Source organism: Streptococcus urinalis 2285-97 (genome assembly GCF_000188055.2).
Taxonomy (GTDB): Bacteria; Bacillota; Bacilli; order Lactobacillales; family Streptococcaceae; genus Streptococcus; species Streptococcus urinalis.
Genome location: NZ_AEUZ02000001.1, coordinates 1,685,014 through 1,701,256, shown reverse-complemented (window position 1 = coordinate 1,701,256; position 16,243 = coordinate 1,685,014). Strand labels below are relative to the sequence as shown.

The window sequence follows — 16,243 nt, the reverse complement described above, 5'->3', positions numbered from 1 at the left end:
AAATCAGTTTTCATTCGTTTTCAATTTATTTCAGAAAAATTTCATCAATTTTACATTAAAATGTTGTAATTTTAAATTTTTAGTATTAAAATGAAAATGTTCAGTAAATTCTTTATTTTATGTGTAGATGGGAGTCATAATGGAAAAGAAAACACATTTCAAATTGCATAAAGTTAAAAAACACTGGGTAACTATTGCAGTTACTGGTTTAACTTTGATAGGATTAGGAGCTACTCTTCCTACTTTAACTGTTTCAGCTGATACTGCAAATGATACAGTTACAACGACAGATGGTGCAACTGCAACAACAGAAACAGCTACAACAACAGATGAGAATACTTCACAAAATACTGAACTAAAAACTGAATTTTCAAAACAAGCTGTGAGTGAAGATTCAGAAACAAAAGCGGCACTTAGCTTGGATAATGTTAAATTAATTGATGGTAAATATTACTATGTCAATGAAGATGGTAGTTACAAAAAGAATTTTGCCATTACTGTAAATGGACAATTATTGTATTTTGATGAAGAAACAGGAGCTTTAAGTAGCACTTCAACTTACTCATTTACAGAAGGTTTAACAAATCTTACTGATAATTTTACAATTAATAATCAAGTATATGATTCTACAGCTAATAGTTTTGAAGTAGTAGATTGATACTTGACTGCAGATAGTTGGTATCGTCCAACAAAAATTCTTCAAAATGGAGAAACTTGGGTGGATTCATCTGAGTCAGATTTTCGTCCATTATTAACAACTTGGTGGCCAAGCGTCGATACACAAGTTAATTATTTAAATTATCTATCTGATTATTTTGGAATAGAAAAAACTTATTCTACAGAAGATTCACAAGCATCATTGAATTTGGCTGCAGAAGCACTTCAAGTAAAAATTGAACAAGAAATTTCAGCAAAAAACAATGTAGAGTGGTTACGTGAAGTCATGAGTTCATTTGTTACGACTCAATCTCAATGGAATAAAGATACTGAAAACGTTGGTACCGACCATTTACAAGGTGGTGCATTACTTTATGTTAACAGTGATTTAACACAATGGGCTAACTCAGATTACCGTCTTCTTAATCGCACACCAACTTATCAAACGGGAACAACTAAATACTTTAAAGCAGATAAAACTGGAGGATACGACTTCTTATTAGCAAATGATGTTGATAATTCAAATCCTGTCGTTCAGGCTGTACAGTTAAATCAACTCTACTACCTAACAAATTGGGGTTCAATTGTATTTGGTGATAAAAATGCAAACTTTGATGGTATCCGTTTAGATGCAGTTGATAATGTTAATGCTGACTTACTTCAAATTTACACAAATTATTTTGAAGCGGCATATAATGTTGACAAATCAGAAGCAGATGCACTTGCTCATATTTCTATCTTAGAAGCTTGGAGCTATAATGATCCTGATTATGTACAAGATACAAATGTTGATGGTTTAGCAGTTGATAACGGCTTACGTTTGTCACTCTTGTATTCATTAACAAGAAACACATCTGAACGATCTGGGTTAGAACCATTAATCTCTTCAGAAATTGGATTGACTGATCGTAGTACTGATAGTGCTTATGGTGATACCACACCTTCATATACTTTTGTTCGTGCACACGATAGTGAAGTTCAAACGATTATTGCTCAAATCATTTCAAGTAAAATTAATCCAAAAACAGATGGGATGACATTTACTTTAGATGAATTAAAACAGGCCTTTGAAATTTATAATGCTGATATGAATAGCGTTAATAAAGAGTATACTCATTATAATATACCAGCTGCTTATTCTTTACTTTTAACGAATATGGAATCTGTACCACGTATTTATTATGGTGATTTGTACACTGATAATGGTCAATATATGGAAACAAAATCACCTTATTATGATCAAATTACAGAACTATTAAAAGCTCGTATCAAATATTCAGCTGGTGGTCAATCAATGGCAGTTAATTATTATACTCCTGATTCTACTATGAAGACTGATAATCAAGATTCTGTTTTAAATCAAACTGGAGTTTTAACTTCTGTTCGTTATGGTAGTGGTATCATGACTGCTGATCAAACAGCTACTGATGGTAATCCAGTCACTTCAGGTATAGTAACTGTAATTTCAAATAATCCTGACCTCAAACTTGCATCTACTGAAAAAGTTGCAGTACAAGTCGGTATTGCTCATGCTGGACAGTATTATCGTCCACTTTTTTTGCCAACAGATAATGGACTAGTCTCTTATTCAAATGACTCTGATACAACCCTAAGAAAATTAGTTGATAATAATGGCTTTATCTACTTTACTGCAGATGAAATTAAAGGTTATCAAACCGTTGATATGAATGGTTATTTGTCAGTTTGGGTTCCTGTAGGAGCATCTGATGATCAAGATATTCGAGTAGCTGCAAGCACAGAAACTTATTCTGATGGTGACAAGACAATTAAAGCGACTGCTGCACTTGATTCACAAGTTATCTATGAAGGATTTTCTAATTTCCAAGATTTTGTCACAAATGATTCTCAATATACCAATAAGGTAATTGCTGAAAATTCTGAACTTTTTGCTTCATGGGGAATTACAACATTTGAAATGGCGCCACAATATGTCTCTTCTACAGATGGATCATTCCTTGATTCAATCATACAAAATGGTTATGCTTTCACAGACCGTTATGATTTAGGAATGAGTAAAAATAATAAATATGGTTCGGCTGAAGATTTACGTGATGCTTTATTAGCACTTCATTCAGCTGGATTACAAGTTATTGCAGACTGGGTACCTGACCAAATTTACTCATTACCAAATGAAGAAGTTGTGACAGCAACACGTGTCAATGATTATGGTGAAGTAAAAGAGGGTGCCTATATTAATAACACTCTTTATGTTGCTAATACAAAAAGTAGCGGAACAGATTACCAAGCAAAATATGGTGGAGCGTTCTTAGATTATTTACAATCTCAATATTCAGACTTATTTACAGTCAATATGATTTCAACTGGAGAACCCATTGATCCTTCTACTAAAATCACAACCTGGAAGGCTGAGTACTTTAATGGTACAAATATATTAGGTAGAGGTGACGGATATGTACTAAGTGATCAAGCTACTGGTAAATATTTTACAGTTTCTGATACAGGGGTATTCTTACCAAAACAATTAACCTCAAATTCAGCGGTAACTGGTTTTTACTATGATGGTAGTGGCATGACTTACTTCTCAACGAGTGGTTATCGTGCTAAATCTGAGTTTATTGTGTTTAATAACAATTACTATTACTTTGATGAAAATGGTTATATAGTAACTGGAAGTAAGACAGTAGATTAGATGGTAAAACATATTTCTTCCTACCAAATGGTATTCAATTAAGAGATGCTATTTATGAAGATGAAAATGGTAATCAATACTATTATGGAAGTAATGGTAACCAATATCAAAATAACTACTATTCATTTGATGTTGACGTCAATAATGCAGATGGAACAACAACTGAAACAAAATGGCGTCATTTTGATGAAAATGGGGTTATGGCACGAGGTTTAGTCCAAATAGATGGTAAATATCAATACTACGATAATGATGGTTACCAAGTTAAAGGACAAATTGTTACAGATAAAGATGGCAATATTCGTTATTTCAAAGCTGACTCTGGAGAAATGGTAGTTTCAGATTTTGTTAAAATCGGAGACAATAATTGGTATTATTTTGATGCCAATGGTGTTGCTGTAACAGGTGCTCAAACAATAGAAGGCCAAGACCTATACTTTGACGAAAATGGTGTTCAAGTGAAGGGAAGTATTGTTACTAATACAGATGGTAGCAGAAGTTACTATGATGCTGATTCTGGACAAAAGATGATTAATAAATTCTTTACAACTGGAGATAATAACTGGTATTATGCAGACTCAAATGGTAATTTGGTGACAGGTTCACAAACAATTAAAGGTCAAAAACTTAACTTTGAAAGTACTGGTCTTCAAGATAAAGGAAAACTTATTGAAACTGAAGATGGATCAAAATACTATTATGATGCAGACTCAGGTCAAATGATTGTGAATAAGTTTGAATCTGTAAATGGTCTTTGGTACTATTTTGGTTTAGATGGTAAAGCTGTGACTGGTAGTCAAGTTATTAATGGTCAACATTTATATTTCAATGTAGATGGAAGCCAAGTTAAAGGCAGCATTGCGATAGTAAATGACCATAGAACTTATTATGATCCAAATTCTGGTGAAATGGCTCGTAACCAATGGGTTACTTTGTCTGATGGCTCAGAAGTATTCTTTGACTGGCGTGGTTATGCCGTTTAATCAGTCACTGAATTACTATTAGAAGAAAAAAAGAAGATGAAGATCATCTTCTTTTTATACTCTATAGGACTTAGCCAATTGATTCTAATAAAACATTTGAGCCATTGTTCATTTTGTGATAAAATGAGATGATAAATATTTTAATAAGAGGTAATTAATAATGATTGAAGCAAGTAAGCTTAAAGCAGGTATGACTTTTGAATCAGAAGGAAAATTAATCAAAGTGTTAGAAGCCAGTCATCATAAACCTGGTAAAGGAAACACTGTTATGCGTATGAAATTACGTGATGTTCGTACAGGTTCAACTTTTGATACTACTTATCGTCCAGAAGAAAAATTTGAGCAAGCTATTATTGAAACAGTTCCTGCCCAATACCTATACAAAATGGATGAAACAGCTTATTTCATGAATACTGAAACATATGACCAATATGAAATCCCAGTTGCTAATGTAGAACAAGAATTGCTTTACATTCTTGAAAATTCAGATGTTAAGATTCAATTCTATGGAACAGAAGTTATTGGTGTTCAAGTACCAACAACTGTTGAGTTAACTGTTGAAGAAACACAACCATCTATTAAAGGTGCTACTGTTACAGGTTCAGGAAAACCCGCAACTTTGGAAACTGGTCTTGTTGTAAATGTTCCTGACTTTATTGAAACAGGACAAAAACTTATCATCAATACTGCTGAAGGAACATACGTTTCTCGTGCTTAATCAATCATTATAAAAGTGATGAAAAAGCAATAGAAAGGGATCTTATGACAACTGAAAATATCGGTGAAATTGTTATCTCACCACGCGTACTAGAAGTGATTACTGGAATTGCGACAACCAAAGTTGATGGCGTTCACTCACTTCATAATAAAAAAGTAGCAGATAGCTTTAATAAAGCAAGCCTTGGTAAAGGTGTCTATTTACAAACAGAAGAAGATGGAACAGTTAATGCAGATATCTACGTCTACTTACAATATGGTGTGAATGTTCCTGTTGTTTCTATTGCCATTCAAAAAGCTGTAAAAGCAACTGTCTATGATATGGCAGAAGTGACTATTTCATCTGTTAATATTCATGTTGAAGGCATCGTTCCTGAAAAAACATCTAAACCAGATCTTGAATCTCTATTTAATGAGGACTTTTTGGATGACTAAGAGCTTTATTGATTCTAGAAGAGACCTTAGAGAAAGAGCATTTCAAGCCTTATTTAGTATTGAATTTGGTCGTGATGCTATTGAAGCTACTCAATTTGCTTATCATTATGACAAAATAAGTGAAGAATCTGAAGCAAGTAATGAATTACCATTATTTCTCATTAATTTAGTAAATGGTGTTGAATCACATACTGAAGAAATTAATCAGTTAATTACCAGTCATTTAAAGAAAGGTTGGTCTTTAGAAAGACTAACTTTAACTGATAAAACTTTACTCAGACTTGGATTATATGAAATCAAATTTTTTGATGAAACTCCAAGTCGTGTAGCCGTCAATGAAATCATTGAAATTGCAAAAAAATATTCTGATGAAACATCATCAAAATTTGTTAACGGCTTATTAAGTCAATTCGTAGAAGAAGCTTAAAAAAGAACCGAGATTACTTCTCGGTTCTTTTTATATGCTACCACCAGGAATAAAAGTGATTGGTAGGATATAGTCTTTATTGGTTGCTTTGTGGTCAATCTTCATGAGTAAAACTTCCACCATTAAGCTGGCAATTTCTTGTAGGGGTTGTTTAATAGTTGCAAGTTGTGGATAATAATTTTCAATGAATTGCGTGCCATCATAACCAATTATTTTTAATTGTTCAGGTATCTTGTATTGAAGTTGTTTTGCAATTTTCATAACAAGAATAGCGGTTAAATCATCAGAGACAAAGACACCATCAGGTCTTCTAGAAGTTAAAATGGATCTGATTTCCATCTCTCGTCTCATGGTTGAAAAATGTCTGGGTAATCTAATGACTTCAGCTTTTTTATTAAGTTGGTAGGAAAATCCAAGTTGCCTTAGACCTGTTGGTGAATCTGTATTATCATTACCAGTAATCATAATAATCTTTTGGCATCCATTTTTTTGAAGTATGGAAGCAGCTAATTTACCACCTTCAAAGTTATCAGAAGAAATAATTGGAATACCAGGAGCTAAATTTCTATCGAAAGCAATAATAGGAGCTGATACTTTTTCATAATCATCTATACCTAAATTATGACTTGAAGAGATAATACCATCCACTTGATTAGCCTCGAGCATTTCGAGATATTCTCTTTCCTTATCAGGATTCTTTTCACTGTTACAAATAATGGTTTTATACCCTTTTTTAAACAGTTCTATTTCAAGATGTTCTATCAATTCTGCATAGAAAATATTGCTGATATTTGGGAAAATAAGACCAATCAGTTGAGCTGACTTTCCTTGAAGACTTCTAGCGAGATTATTGGGTTTGTAACCTAGTGTTCGCATGGCTTGGTTAACTTTTTTTACGGTTTTTTCAGATAAGTAGCCTTTTTTATTGATTACGCGTGAAACTGTTGTTGGACTAACACCAGCTAATTCAGCGACATCGGTGAGTTTAGCGACCATTTAGTTTAATTCAAAGTAATGACCTGTAATATTTCCAGAAATGATGGAAATACCTGATTGATCTTGTTCAGGGAAAACACGACTAGTCATTACCTTTTCTCCTTTATTAATAAAAATTTCAACAATTGAGTTATCCACGAAAATATTTAAAGTAATAGCTTTGTTTTCAATCGGACATTTTCTTATTGTACCATATTCTTGACCAAAAACTTCTCCTACTTGAGATCTATCCAATGTGATAAAACCATTGCTTGAATCCACAGTCAAGCTTAGTCCATTACCTTTATTATCAGCAAAGAGTTTTAGGATGCTTTTTTCCTCTTTAGGAATATGAAGTTCAAGTTCATAACAATTTGATGTTTTCTCTTGTGGTCCAAATTCCTGTTGTTTAGAGCGAAGAGTAGAAATGGAGTCGACTGGGTATTGATAAAGTTTGCCGTCTTTAAGGGTTAATTCTTTAACTAAGCTCAAAGCCCCTTGGTAATCAAATCGATCAGTAGGATAGTCTATTTCTGGTAATCCAATCCACGAAACAGCTAAAGCCCGTCCATCAGGAGCGTTAAAAGCTTGTGTGGCATAAGCTTCAAAACCATAATCAAGATTTTGAATTGAGGACACTTGGTTCATTTTTGGAATTGATGTGTCAAACGATTGACCTATCTTATAGGCATTTGGATAAATGTTATTATAATCTAATTCATCGTGACTGATTCCTTGTGGACTATATATTAGGACAGGTTTATTGTCAATAAAAACAAGATTTGGACATTCAATCATGTAAGCATGACCTTTATTATCAAAATCAAGATTACCAATAAAAGTCCAATTATTAACATCATTTTGTTCTGCTTTATAGACTTTGATAAAACCTTCTTTATCCAAAGATTGTGTCCCTACAATGACGTAAAATTGATTTTGATAGGAAAAAATCTGAGGATCTCTAAAATGCTCTGTAACATCGCTAGGTTGGTTGATGAGAATGGTATCCATTTTTGAGATATTTCCCTCTTTATCCATCCAGGCACCAACTTGAAGAGGAGTTCGTACCCAGTTTTCATCACGAACATTTCCAGTATAGAATAAAAATAATTTACTACCAATTTCATAAGCTGATCCTGAATAGCAGCCATGGCTATCGTTAGGGTTATCAGGTAATAAACGCGTATTTGTTTCGGTGAAGTGTACTAAATCATCACTTTCGGTATGAACCCATTGCTTTAAACCATGTGCCGCACCAAATGGCCAGTTTTGATAGAAAAGATGAAATTTCCCATTGAAAAAAGAAAAACCATTTGGATCATTTAAAAGACCTGATTTAGGTTCAATATGATAGTTGGCATGCCAAGGGGATTTATTGACATTTGCCTTTATTTTATTTTTTTCTTCAGTTGTCCAATCTTGGTATGGACGGTAACGAAGGTCTCTAGAAAAAGTCATATTAGTTCTCCTGATACTATTTTACTTACTATTATAGTAATCGTTTTCTTTATAAAAATCAATGATTTTCAATGAAAAAATAAAAATTGTGACAAACGCTTGACATATTATTATAAGATGTTAGAATAAGAGAGTAAATTATGAAACGCTTACAGAAGCAAAAATATTAAAGGAGGATCCTATGGATTACAAAAAGGTTGCATCTGATGTCGTAGATGCTGTCGGAAAAGATAATCTCGTTGCTGCTGCACATTGTGCGACACGTCTAAGACTTGTTTTAAAAGATGACAGTAAAGTGAATCAAACACTGTTAGATAACAACTCAAATGTAAAAGGGACATTCAAAATTGATGGTCAGTATCAAGTTATTATTGGGGCTGGAGATGTTAATTATGTCTATGACGAGTTGATTAAAGAGACTGGTCTATCGGAAGTATCGACAGATGACTTGAAAAAAATAGCTGCTAGTGATAAGAAATTTAATCCTATTATGGCACTTATCAAGTTACTTTCTGATATTTTTGTACCTATCATTCCTGCCTTAGTTGCTGGTGGTCTGTTAATGGCTTTACGTAACTTCTTGACATCTGCTGGTCTATTTGGATCAAAATCACTTGAAGCGATGTATCCTGCTATTAAAGGCATCTCAGCAATGATTCAGTTGATGTCTGCAGCGCCATTTATGTTCCTACCTATATTAGTTGGTGTTTCAGCTGCTAAACGCTTTGGTGCTAATCAATACTTAGGTGCTGCCATTGGTATGATTATGACAACTCCAGACTTAGGTGGCTTAACAAAATTCTGGGATATTTTTGGATATCATGTAGCTCAAACCAGTTATACTTACCAAGTTATTCCAGTTTTAGTTGCGGTATGGGTATTATCTATTCTTGAAAAGTATTTCCATAAGAAGCTTCCATCAGCAGTAGACTTCACTTTCACACCTTTACTATCAGTCATGATTACTGGTTTTCTCACTTTTACTGTTATAGGTCCAGTAATGTTATTAGTGTCTAATGGTATTACTAATGGCATCGTCTGGCTATACCATACAACAGGATTCCTTGGAATGGGAATATTTGGTGGAACATATTCATTAATTGTTATGACTGGATTACACCAATCTTTCCCTGCAATTGAAACACAATTATTATCAGCTTGGACAAAAGGTACTGGCTATGGAGACTTTATCTTTGTTGTCGCTTCAATGGCTAATGTTGCACAAGGTGCAGCTACATTTGCAATTTGGTTTTTAACAAAAAGTTCAAAAACAAAAGGTTTGGCATCATCAGCTGCAGTCTCAGCCTTACTTGGGATTACAGAGCCAGCATTATTTGGGGTTAACCTAAAATACCGCTTCCCATTTTTCTGTGCTTTAGTAGGATCAGCAGTGGCAGCAGCAGTTGCAGGCTTGCTAAAAGTTATTGCAGTATCACTTGGTTCTGCAGGTTTCTTAGGATTCCTTTCAATCAATGCAACGTCAATTCCATTCTTTGTTCTATGTGAATTGATTAGCTTTGCTATTGCTTTTGTGATAACATATGCTTATGGTAAAACAAAAGCTTCAGCAGTATTTGCAGCTGAAGAAGTTGCAGAGTTAGCAAAAGTTGAAACTGAAACAAATGAAGTAGAAAAAACGTCAAATCAAGAAAGCATTAGAGCAGTAGAAACAAACACTAACCCAAAACAAGCTGAAACACTTGTCTCACCACTTGTTGGTAAAGCATTAGATATTAAATCAGTCAGTGACCCAGTCTTTTCTTCAGAAGCTATGGGTAAAGGAATTGCTATTAAGCCTTCTGAAAACAAAGTATTCTCACCAGTTGATGGAATTGTTCAAATTGCTTTTGAAACAGGTCATGCTTATGGTTTGAAATCTGATAATGGGACTGAAATTCTCATTCATATTGGTATAGATACTGTTAAGATGGATGGAGATGGCTTCACCCAAAATGTCGCAGCAAACCAAACTGTTAAAAAGGGTGACTTGTTGGGAACTTTTGATTCTGAGAAAATCAAAGCTGCTGGTCTAGATGACACAACAATGATTATTGTGACAAACACAGCTGATTATGAAGAAGTAACTGCAGTTGCGACTGGTCAAGTTGCTGTAGGAGACGACTTAATAAAAGTAAACTAAGGTTTCAAAATACTCTGGTTGAAAGACTAGAGTCTTTTTGACAAAAAAGAGAGGGATATCATGACACAACTTTTTGGAAGTATTGAAGCAGGAGGGACCAAATTTGTCTGTGCTGTTGGAAATGAGTCTTATAAGATTATTGAAAAAGTTCAATTTCCAACAACAACTCCTGATGAAACGATCGAAAAAACAATTGCATTTTTTAAAGCATTTGAAACGGAATTAAAAGGGATTGCTATTGGTTCATTTGGACCAATTGACATTGACCCAGATTCAAAAACCTACGGTTATGTGACAACGACACCCAAAGCAAATTGGGCTAATGTTGATTTATTAGGAAAAATTGCTAATGCTTTTGATGTTCCTTTTTACTTTACAACAGATGTCAATAGCTCTGCTTATGGTGAAGCCTTAGTCAGAAAAGAAGTTGATAGTCTAGTATACTATACTATTGGTACTGGAATTGGTGCTGGAGCTATTCAAGATGGCCATTTTATTGGTGGTTTAGGTCATACCGAAGCTGGTCACACTTATGTTAAGCCACATCCGAAAGATTTGGAAAATCATTTTGAAGGTGTTTGTCCATTCCATAAAGGTTGTTTAGAAGGAATGGCTTCTGGACCAAGTTTGGAAGCTAGAGCTGGTATGAAAGGTGAATTAATTCCTGAATACTCAGAAATTTGGGACATTCAAGCTTATTATATTGCACAAGCTGCATTGCAAGCGACAATGTTATATCGTCCACAAGTCATTGTCTTTGGGGGTGGTGTTATGGGACAAGCTCATATGTTAAAACGTGTTCATGATACTTTTAGCGAACTTTTAAATGGTTACTTACCAGTTCCTGATTTAAAGGAGTATATTGTTACACCTGCAATAGAAGGTAATGGTTCTGCTACAGTTGGTAATTTTGCATTGGCAGATAAAATCTCAAAATAATACAAACCTCTTTTTATAAGAGGTTTTTTATTCCCTTTTTTTCAGAGTCATGGTAATCTTTTAAATGGTAGTAAGGAGTCAATATGAATTTTAAAGAAAGAATCTCAATACAATTCACAAATCTAACAAAAACAGATAAAAAAATAACCAACTATCTATTGGATAATCCTGCTTTTTTATCAGATCAGAGCGTTCAAGAAGCTGCTAAGGTTATTGAGACGTCACCAGCAGCCTTAGTCAGATTTTCAAAAAAAATAGGTTATAAAGGATTAGCTGAATTAAAAATTGACTTAGATCGTTATGCAGAAGAAAAGCCAAGTTTAGATGACAACAATGATGAAACTCCAAAAACAGCTGTTCTCAATCATTATCGAAGAAATCTCAATCTCATTGAAGAACAACTTGATGAAAAACAACTTCAAAGAATAGCAACGACTATGCTTGAAGCAAAAGACCTAAAAATATTAGGGATTGGGAGTTCAGGTTTAAATGCTGAACAAATGGTATATAATTTACTTTACCAAGATTGTTACACTGAAAGTGTCACTAGTAAAACCAAAATGTATTATCTATCTCGTAGTTTAAAAAAAGAAACAGCTTTACTTTTTTACACCGTTTCAGGAAATACAGATTTTAAAGCTATTTTTAAAGCTGCTAAAGAAGCAGGCTCAAAAACTATTATTGTAACGATGGTTGATAATGCTTATGTGCGAAAATATGCTGATGAATTAGTCATTTTACCGTCGAATGCCATGCAAGTTGATCAAAAAGAAGGCTCTCTATATCTTTTGGATAATAGATCTATATTTTCTATTTTTTCTGAAATATTATCCTCTTATATCGCCCTTGAATTAAAATAAATTTTAAAATATAAAAAATATATTGAAATAAATTTCAAAAATAGTATAATCTTTATGAAACAAATTAATGTTTTGTTGAAAGAAGGAGCAAATGCCATGAATAAATTTATGGATAAATTAAGCGAAAAAATACTACCCATCGCAACAATGCTTGGGAATAACAAGTATTTATTAGTCTTACGTGATGCCTTTATGCTATCATTCCCTTTAACCATGTTTGGGTCATTGATAGTTGTCTTTAATAACCTACCATTTTGGCCAGATAGTTTAAAAACACAATTTGGAACAATATTTGGCAATGGTCAAAGTGCTACGATGTCAATTATGACAGTCTTTGTCTCTTTAGGTATTGGTTATTATATGGCTAAATCTGAAGAATTGGAAGAAGCTATTTATAGTGCCGTTGTGTCTTTAGCAGCATTTCTGATCTTAACACCCTTTTTCTTTGATGTTTTAGATGCAAAAGGAAAAGTTGCCGCAACAGCTACAGGTGCTCTAAGTCTTGATCGTTTGGGAGCAAAAGGAATGTTCCTAGGGATTATTGCGTCATTCTTAGCAGCAAAACTTTTTGCTTACTTAACAAAACGTGGCTTTACGATTAAGATGCCAGATAGTGTACCACCAGCAGTTTCAAAATCTTTTTCAGCGCTAATTCCAGCAATTGGGACTTTATTAGCTTTCTTGATTGTTAATGCTTTGATGGTAACCATTTTTAATACGAATCTACATGATGTTATCTATAATGTTATCCAAAAACCTCTAACTGGTCTTGGAACAAGTTTATTTGCTACTGTTATTGCTATTTTCTTTGTACAATTCCTTTGGTTCTTTGGTTTACATGGTCAAGTTATTGTTAATTCTGTTTTTGAACCTTTTTGGCAAACCAACATGCTAGACAATGCGCAATTAACCCAACAAGGAGCAGATGCTCTAGCTAAACATGGTCACATTGTCACTAAATCTTTCATGGATACTTTTACTGTTGGACTTGGTGGTTCAGGATCAACTCTGATTGTGGTTATCATGATGGCCTTTATTATGAAAAATAAACAATATAAAGAGGTTGGTCGTTTTGCTTTGGCACCAGGTATTTTCAATGTTAATGAACCCGTTATTTTTGGCTTACCAATGGTTATGAATGCTAGCATTGTCATTCCTTGGCTTTTAGCGCCAATTGTATCTGCCATCATTGCTTATCTTGGATTTGCAAGTGGCTTGGTACCTTTAACAACGGGGGCACAAGTACCTTGGACGATGCCAATCTTTGTTTCTGGTTTCTTAGCAACCAATTCAATTATGGGTGCAGTTTTACAATTAGTTCAGGTAGTGGCTATTGCATTGATATGGTTCCCATTCTTGAAAATGATTGATCGCACTAATGTTGAAGATTTATAACTGAAAAAAGAGTTAGTCTAACTAACTCTTTTACTAAAGGAGTAATGTCATGAAAACAGTAACTTTTGAAAAAAATTTTTGGTGGGGTGCTGCAACGAGTGGGCCGCAATCTGAAGGCTCTTTTAAAAAACCTCATCAAAATGTCATGGATTATTGGTATGCTAAATCGCCAGAAGATTTTTATGATCAGGTTGGTCCAGATACAGCTTCGAATTTTTACCATGATTATAAAGAAGATATCAAGTTGATGAAGGCTTGCGGGCTAAATAGTGTTAGGACGTCTATTCAATGGTCGCGTTTAATTAAAAATTTAGAGACAAATGAGGTTAATCCAGAAGCTGTTGATTTTTATAATCATGTTATTGATGAATTAATCGCAAATGGTATTGAACCTATCCTTAATCTACATCATTTTGATTTACCTGTTGATTTATTGCATCAATATGGTGGTTGGGAAAGTAGGCCTGTAGTTGACCTTTTTGTTGGTTTTGCTGAAAAATGTTTTACACTTTTTGGTGATAGAGTTAAGTATTGGTTTACTCATAATGAACCTTTAGTTGTAGTTGAAGGGGGTTATTTAGAGCAATTTCATTATCCTAAAATAGTAGATGGGTATAAAGCTGTTCAGGTGGCTTATCATTTACAGTTGGCAAGTAGTAAAGCTATTGAAAGGTATCGACAACTAAATTTAGAGGGTGAAATTGGTATTATTTTGAACTTGACTCCTGCTTATCCAGCGAGTGACTCACCAGAAGATTTAGAAGCCGCACGAATTGCAGATTTATGGTATAACCGTATGTTTATGGATGCCAGTAGTAAAGGTTATTTTCCAGAAGAACTCGTTTCTATTTTGAAAAAGGAAAATGCACTTTGGAAATCAACTGAAGAAGAGTTGACAATTATTAAAAATAATACCATTGATATTTTAGGGGTAAATTTTTATCATCCTAATCGTGTGCAAAGACCTAAGTATTCTCCTAATAGTTTAGCAGTAGATTTTCTTCCAAATAAATATTGGCAATCCTACGATATGCCTATGGCTAGAATGAATGTTGATAAGGGTTGGGAAATTTATCCAAAGGCTGTTTATGATATTGCAAAAGATATTCAAGAAAACTATGGCAATATAAAATGGTATATGAGTGAAAATGGAATTGGCGTTTCTAAAGAGGAACGTTTCATGAATGAAGCGGGTATGATTGAAGATGACTACCGCATTCAATTCATCAAAGAACATCTCTATTGGTTACAAAAAGGAATCTCTGAGGGTAGCCACTGTATTGGTTATCACTTGTGGACGCCGATTGATTGTTGGTCATGGGCCAATGCTTATCGCAATCGTTATGGTTTAATTAGTAATAATATCCATACTCAAACTAAGACAATAAAAAAATCAGGTTATTGGATGAAAAATATGATTGATAGTAACCAATTTTTAATTGATGAAACAGTTTTTAATAGCTAGAATAATTGAAAAGCTTTAACGATTGTTAAAGCTTTTTGCTACAATAAAAAGGCTAAGGCAAATCAAAAAAAGAGTTTAAAAGTGTTATAATAGAAAAAAAGAAATCTAAGGAGAGAATATGTCAGAACCATTATTTTTAAAAGCAAAAATGCATGATAAAATTTGGGGTGGAACGAAACTAAAGGAACAATTTGGATATGATATTCCAACTGAAACAACAGGAGAATATTGGGCTATTTCTGCACATCCCAATGGTGTATCGACAGTATCAAATGGAAAATACAAAGATATGCCACTAGACAGGTTATATCAAGAAGTTCCAACTCTTTTTGGAAATCCTAAAGAAAAAGTCTTTCCATTATTAACTAAAATCTTAGATGCTAATGATTGGTTAAGTGTACAAGTTCATCCAGATGATGCTTATGGTTTGAAACATGAAGGTGAACTTGGTAAGACGGAATGTTGGTATGTCATTGATGCCGAACCTGGTGCTGAAATTATTTATGGACATAATGCCAAGACTAAAGAAGAATTACGACAAATGATTGAAGCTAAGAAATGGGATGATTTGTTAACAAAAATTCCTGTTAAAGCTGGTGATTTCTATTATGTTCCAAGTGGTACAATGCATGCTATTGGGAAAGGCATCCTTATTTTAGAAACGCAACAATCTAGTGATACGACTTATAGAGTGTACGATTTTGATCGCAAAGATGCCAATGGTCAAACACGAGAACTGCATATTGATAAATCAATTGATGTCTTAACCATTGGGGAACCTAATAATAGTACTCCAGCTTGTGTCCTTAGTGATCATTTGAGCAATACGGTGCTTGTTTCAAATCCATTTTTCACAGTTTATAAATGGGAAATTTCAGGTGAGACAAACTTTAAAAAAGTAGCTCCATACTTGTTGGTCAGTGTAATAGAAGGACAAGGTGAAATAGTCGTTGATGGGCAGACTTATGCACTAACTAAAGGTAGTCATTTCATATTGCCAAATGATGTTTCTTCATGGCAAATTTCTGGTGATTTAAGGATAATTGCTAGTCATCCTAATTCAAAATAATTTCTTTAACTTTCTTTAGTGGAGACATAGTTCGTTTTAATGATGCATTCTT

At 33.8% G+C, this 16,243-nt stretch carries 11 protein-coding genes and 1 pseudogene; 10 read left to right on the top strand and 2 right to left on the bottom strand.

The window, feature by feature from the left end; translation table 11 throughout:
• The first annotated feature begins 139 nt into the window (after nt 1-139).
• From STRUR_RS11920 to nusB, 4 genes and pseudogenes are all read left to right on the top strand, one after another.
• Nucleotides 140-4,311: pseudogene (locus tag STRUR_RS11920) on the top strand (glycoside hydrolase family 70 protein).
• Between the two features lie 160 nt (nt 4,312-4,471).
• A complete protein-coding gene (gene efp, locus STRUR_RS08665; RefSeq protein ID WP_006740227.1) occupies nt 4,472-5,029 on the top strand; it encodes an elongation factor P in 558 nt (185 codons plus the stop codon).
• A gap of 44 nt (nt 5,030-5,073) precedes the next feature.
• Nucleotides 5,074-5,463 carry an Asp23/Gls24 family envelope stress response protein gene (locus STRUR_RS08660; protein WP_006739647.1) on the top strand — a complete coding sequence of 130 codons (390 nt, stop codon included), beginning with the start codon at nt 5,074-5,076 and terminating at the stop codon, nt 5,461-5,463.
• Complete coding sequence (gene nusB, locus STRUR_RS08655) at nt 5,456-5,890, top strand: transcription antitermination factor NusB (protein ID WP_006739858.1); 435 nt, start codon at nt 5,456-5,458, stop codon at nt 5,888-5,890. The genes STRUR_RS08660 and nusB overlap by 8 nt, the downstream gene beginning before the upstream one ends.
• 30 nt (nt 5,891-5,920) lie before the next feature.
• Here nusB and STRUR_RS08650 read toward each other — a convergent pair whose 3' ends face one another.
• A complete protein-coding gene (locus tag STRUR_RS08650; RefSeq protein WP_006739244.1) occupies nt 5,921-6,886 on the bottom strand; it encodes a LacI family DNA-binding transcriptional regulator in 966 nt (321 codons plus the stop codon).
• On the bottom strand, nt 6,887-8,323 hold the full coding sequence (locus tag STRUR_RS08645; RefSeq protein WP_006738918.1) for a sucrose-6-phosphate hydrolase: 1,437 nt from the start codon (nt 8,321-8,323) through the stop codon (nt 6,887-6,889).
• Between the two features lie 181 nt (nt 8,324-8,504).
• Here STRUR_RS08645 and STRUR_RS08640 point away from each other — a divergent pair, with 181 nt between their 5' ends.
• From STRUR_RS08640 to manA, 6 genes are all read left to right on the top strand, one after another.
• On the top strand, nt 8,505-10,463 hold the full coding sequence (locus STRUR_RS08640; protein WP_006740081.1) for a sucrose-specific PTS transporter subunit IIBC: 1,959 nt from the start codon (nt 8,505-8,507) through the stop codon (nt 10,461-10,463).
• Nucleotides 10,464-10,523: 60 nt separating this feature from the next.
• On the top strand, nt 10,524-11,402 hold the full coding sequence (gene scrK, locus STRUR_RS08635) for a fructokinase ScrK (protein WP_006739587.1): 879 nt from the start codon (nt 10,524-10,526) through the stop codon (nt 11,400-11,402).
• An 83-nt stretch (nt 11,403-11,485) separates the two neighbouring features.
• Complete coding sequence (locus STRUR_RS08630) at nt 11,486-12,262, top strand: MurR/RpiR family transcriptional regulator (RefSeq protein WP_006740085.1); 777 nt, start codon at nt 11,486-11,488, stop codon at nt 12,260-12,262.
• Nucleotides 12,263-12,358: 96 nt separating this feature from the next.
• Nucleotides 12,359-13,657 carry a PTS sugar transporter subunit IIC gene (locus tag STRUR_RS08625; RefSeq protein ID WP_037595849.1) on the top strand — a complete coding sequence of 433 codons (1,299 nt, stop codon included), beginning with the start codon at nt 12,359-12,361 and terminating at the stop codon, nt 13,655-13,657.
• 49 nt (nt 13,658-13,706) lie between these two features.
• Nucleotides 13,707-15,122: a glycoside hydrolase family 1 protein gene (locus STRUR_RS08620; protein WP_006740359.1), complete on the top strand. Its 1,416-nt coding sequence runs from the start codon at nt 13,707-13,709 to the stop codon at nt 15,120-15,122.
• 118 nt (nt 15,123-15,240) lie between these two features.
• Nucleotides 15,241-16,191, top strand: a complete 951-nt coding sequence (gene manA, locus STRUR_RS08615; protein ID WP_006740194.1) for a mannose-6-phosphate isomerase, class I — start codon at nt 15,241-15,243, stop codon at nt 16,189-16,191.
• Nucleotides 16,192-16,243 lie beyond the last annotated feature (52 nt).

Coding starts and splice junctions, on each gene's coding strand:
- efp (WP_006740227.1), top strand. CDS start 4,472: ATGATTGAAGCAAGTAAGCTTAAAGCAGGTATGACTTTTGAATCAGAA.
- STRUR_RS08660 (WP_006739647.1), top strand. CDS start 5,074: ATGACAACTGAAAATATCGGTGAAATTGTTATCTCACCACGCGTACTA.
- nusB (WP_006739858.1), top strand. CDS start 5,456: ATGACTAAGAGCTTTATTGATTCTAGAAGAGACCTTAGAGAAAGAGCA.
- STRUR_RS08650 (WP_006739244.1), bottom strand. CDS start 6,886: ATGGTCGCTAAACTCACCGATGTCGCTGAATTAGCTGGTGTTAGTCCA.
- STRUR_RS08645 (WP_006738918.1), bottom strand. CDS start 8,323: ATGACTTTTTCTAGAGACCTTCGTTACCGTCCATACCAAGATTGGACA.
- STRUR_RS08640 (WP_006740081.1), top strand. CDS start 8,505: ATGGATTACAAAAAGGTTGCATCTGATGTCGTAGATGCTGTCGGAAAA.
- scrK (WP_006739587.1), top strand. CDS start 10,524: ATGACACAACTTTTTGGAAGTATTGAAGCAGGAGGGACCAAATTTGTC.
- STRUR_RS08630 (WP_006740085.1), top strand. CDS start 11,486: ATGAATTTTAAAGAAAGAATCTCAATACAATTCACAAATCTAACAAAA.
- STRUR_RS08625 (WP_037595849.1), top strand. CDS start 12,359: ATGAATAAATTTATGGATAAATTAAGCGAAAAAATACTACCCATCGCA.
- STRUR_RS08620 (WP_006740359.1), top strand. CDS start 13,707: ATGAAAACAGTAACTTTTGAAAAAAATTTTTGGTGGGGTGCTGCAACG.
- manA (WP_006740194.1), top strand. CDS start 15,241: ATGTCAGAACCATTATTTTTAAAAGCAAAAATGCATGATAAAATTTGG.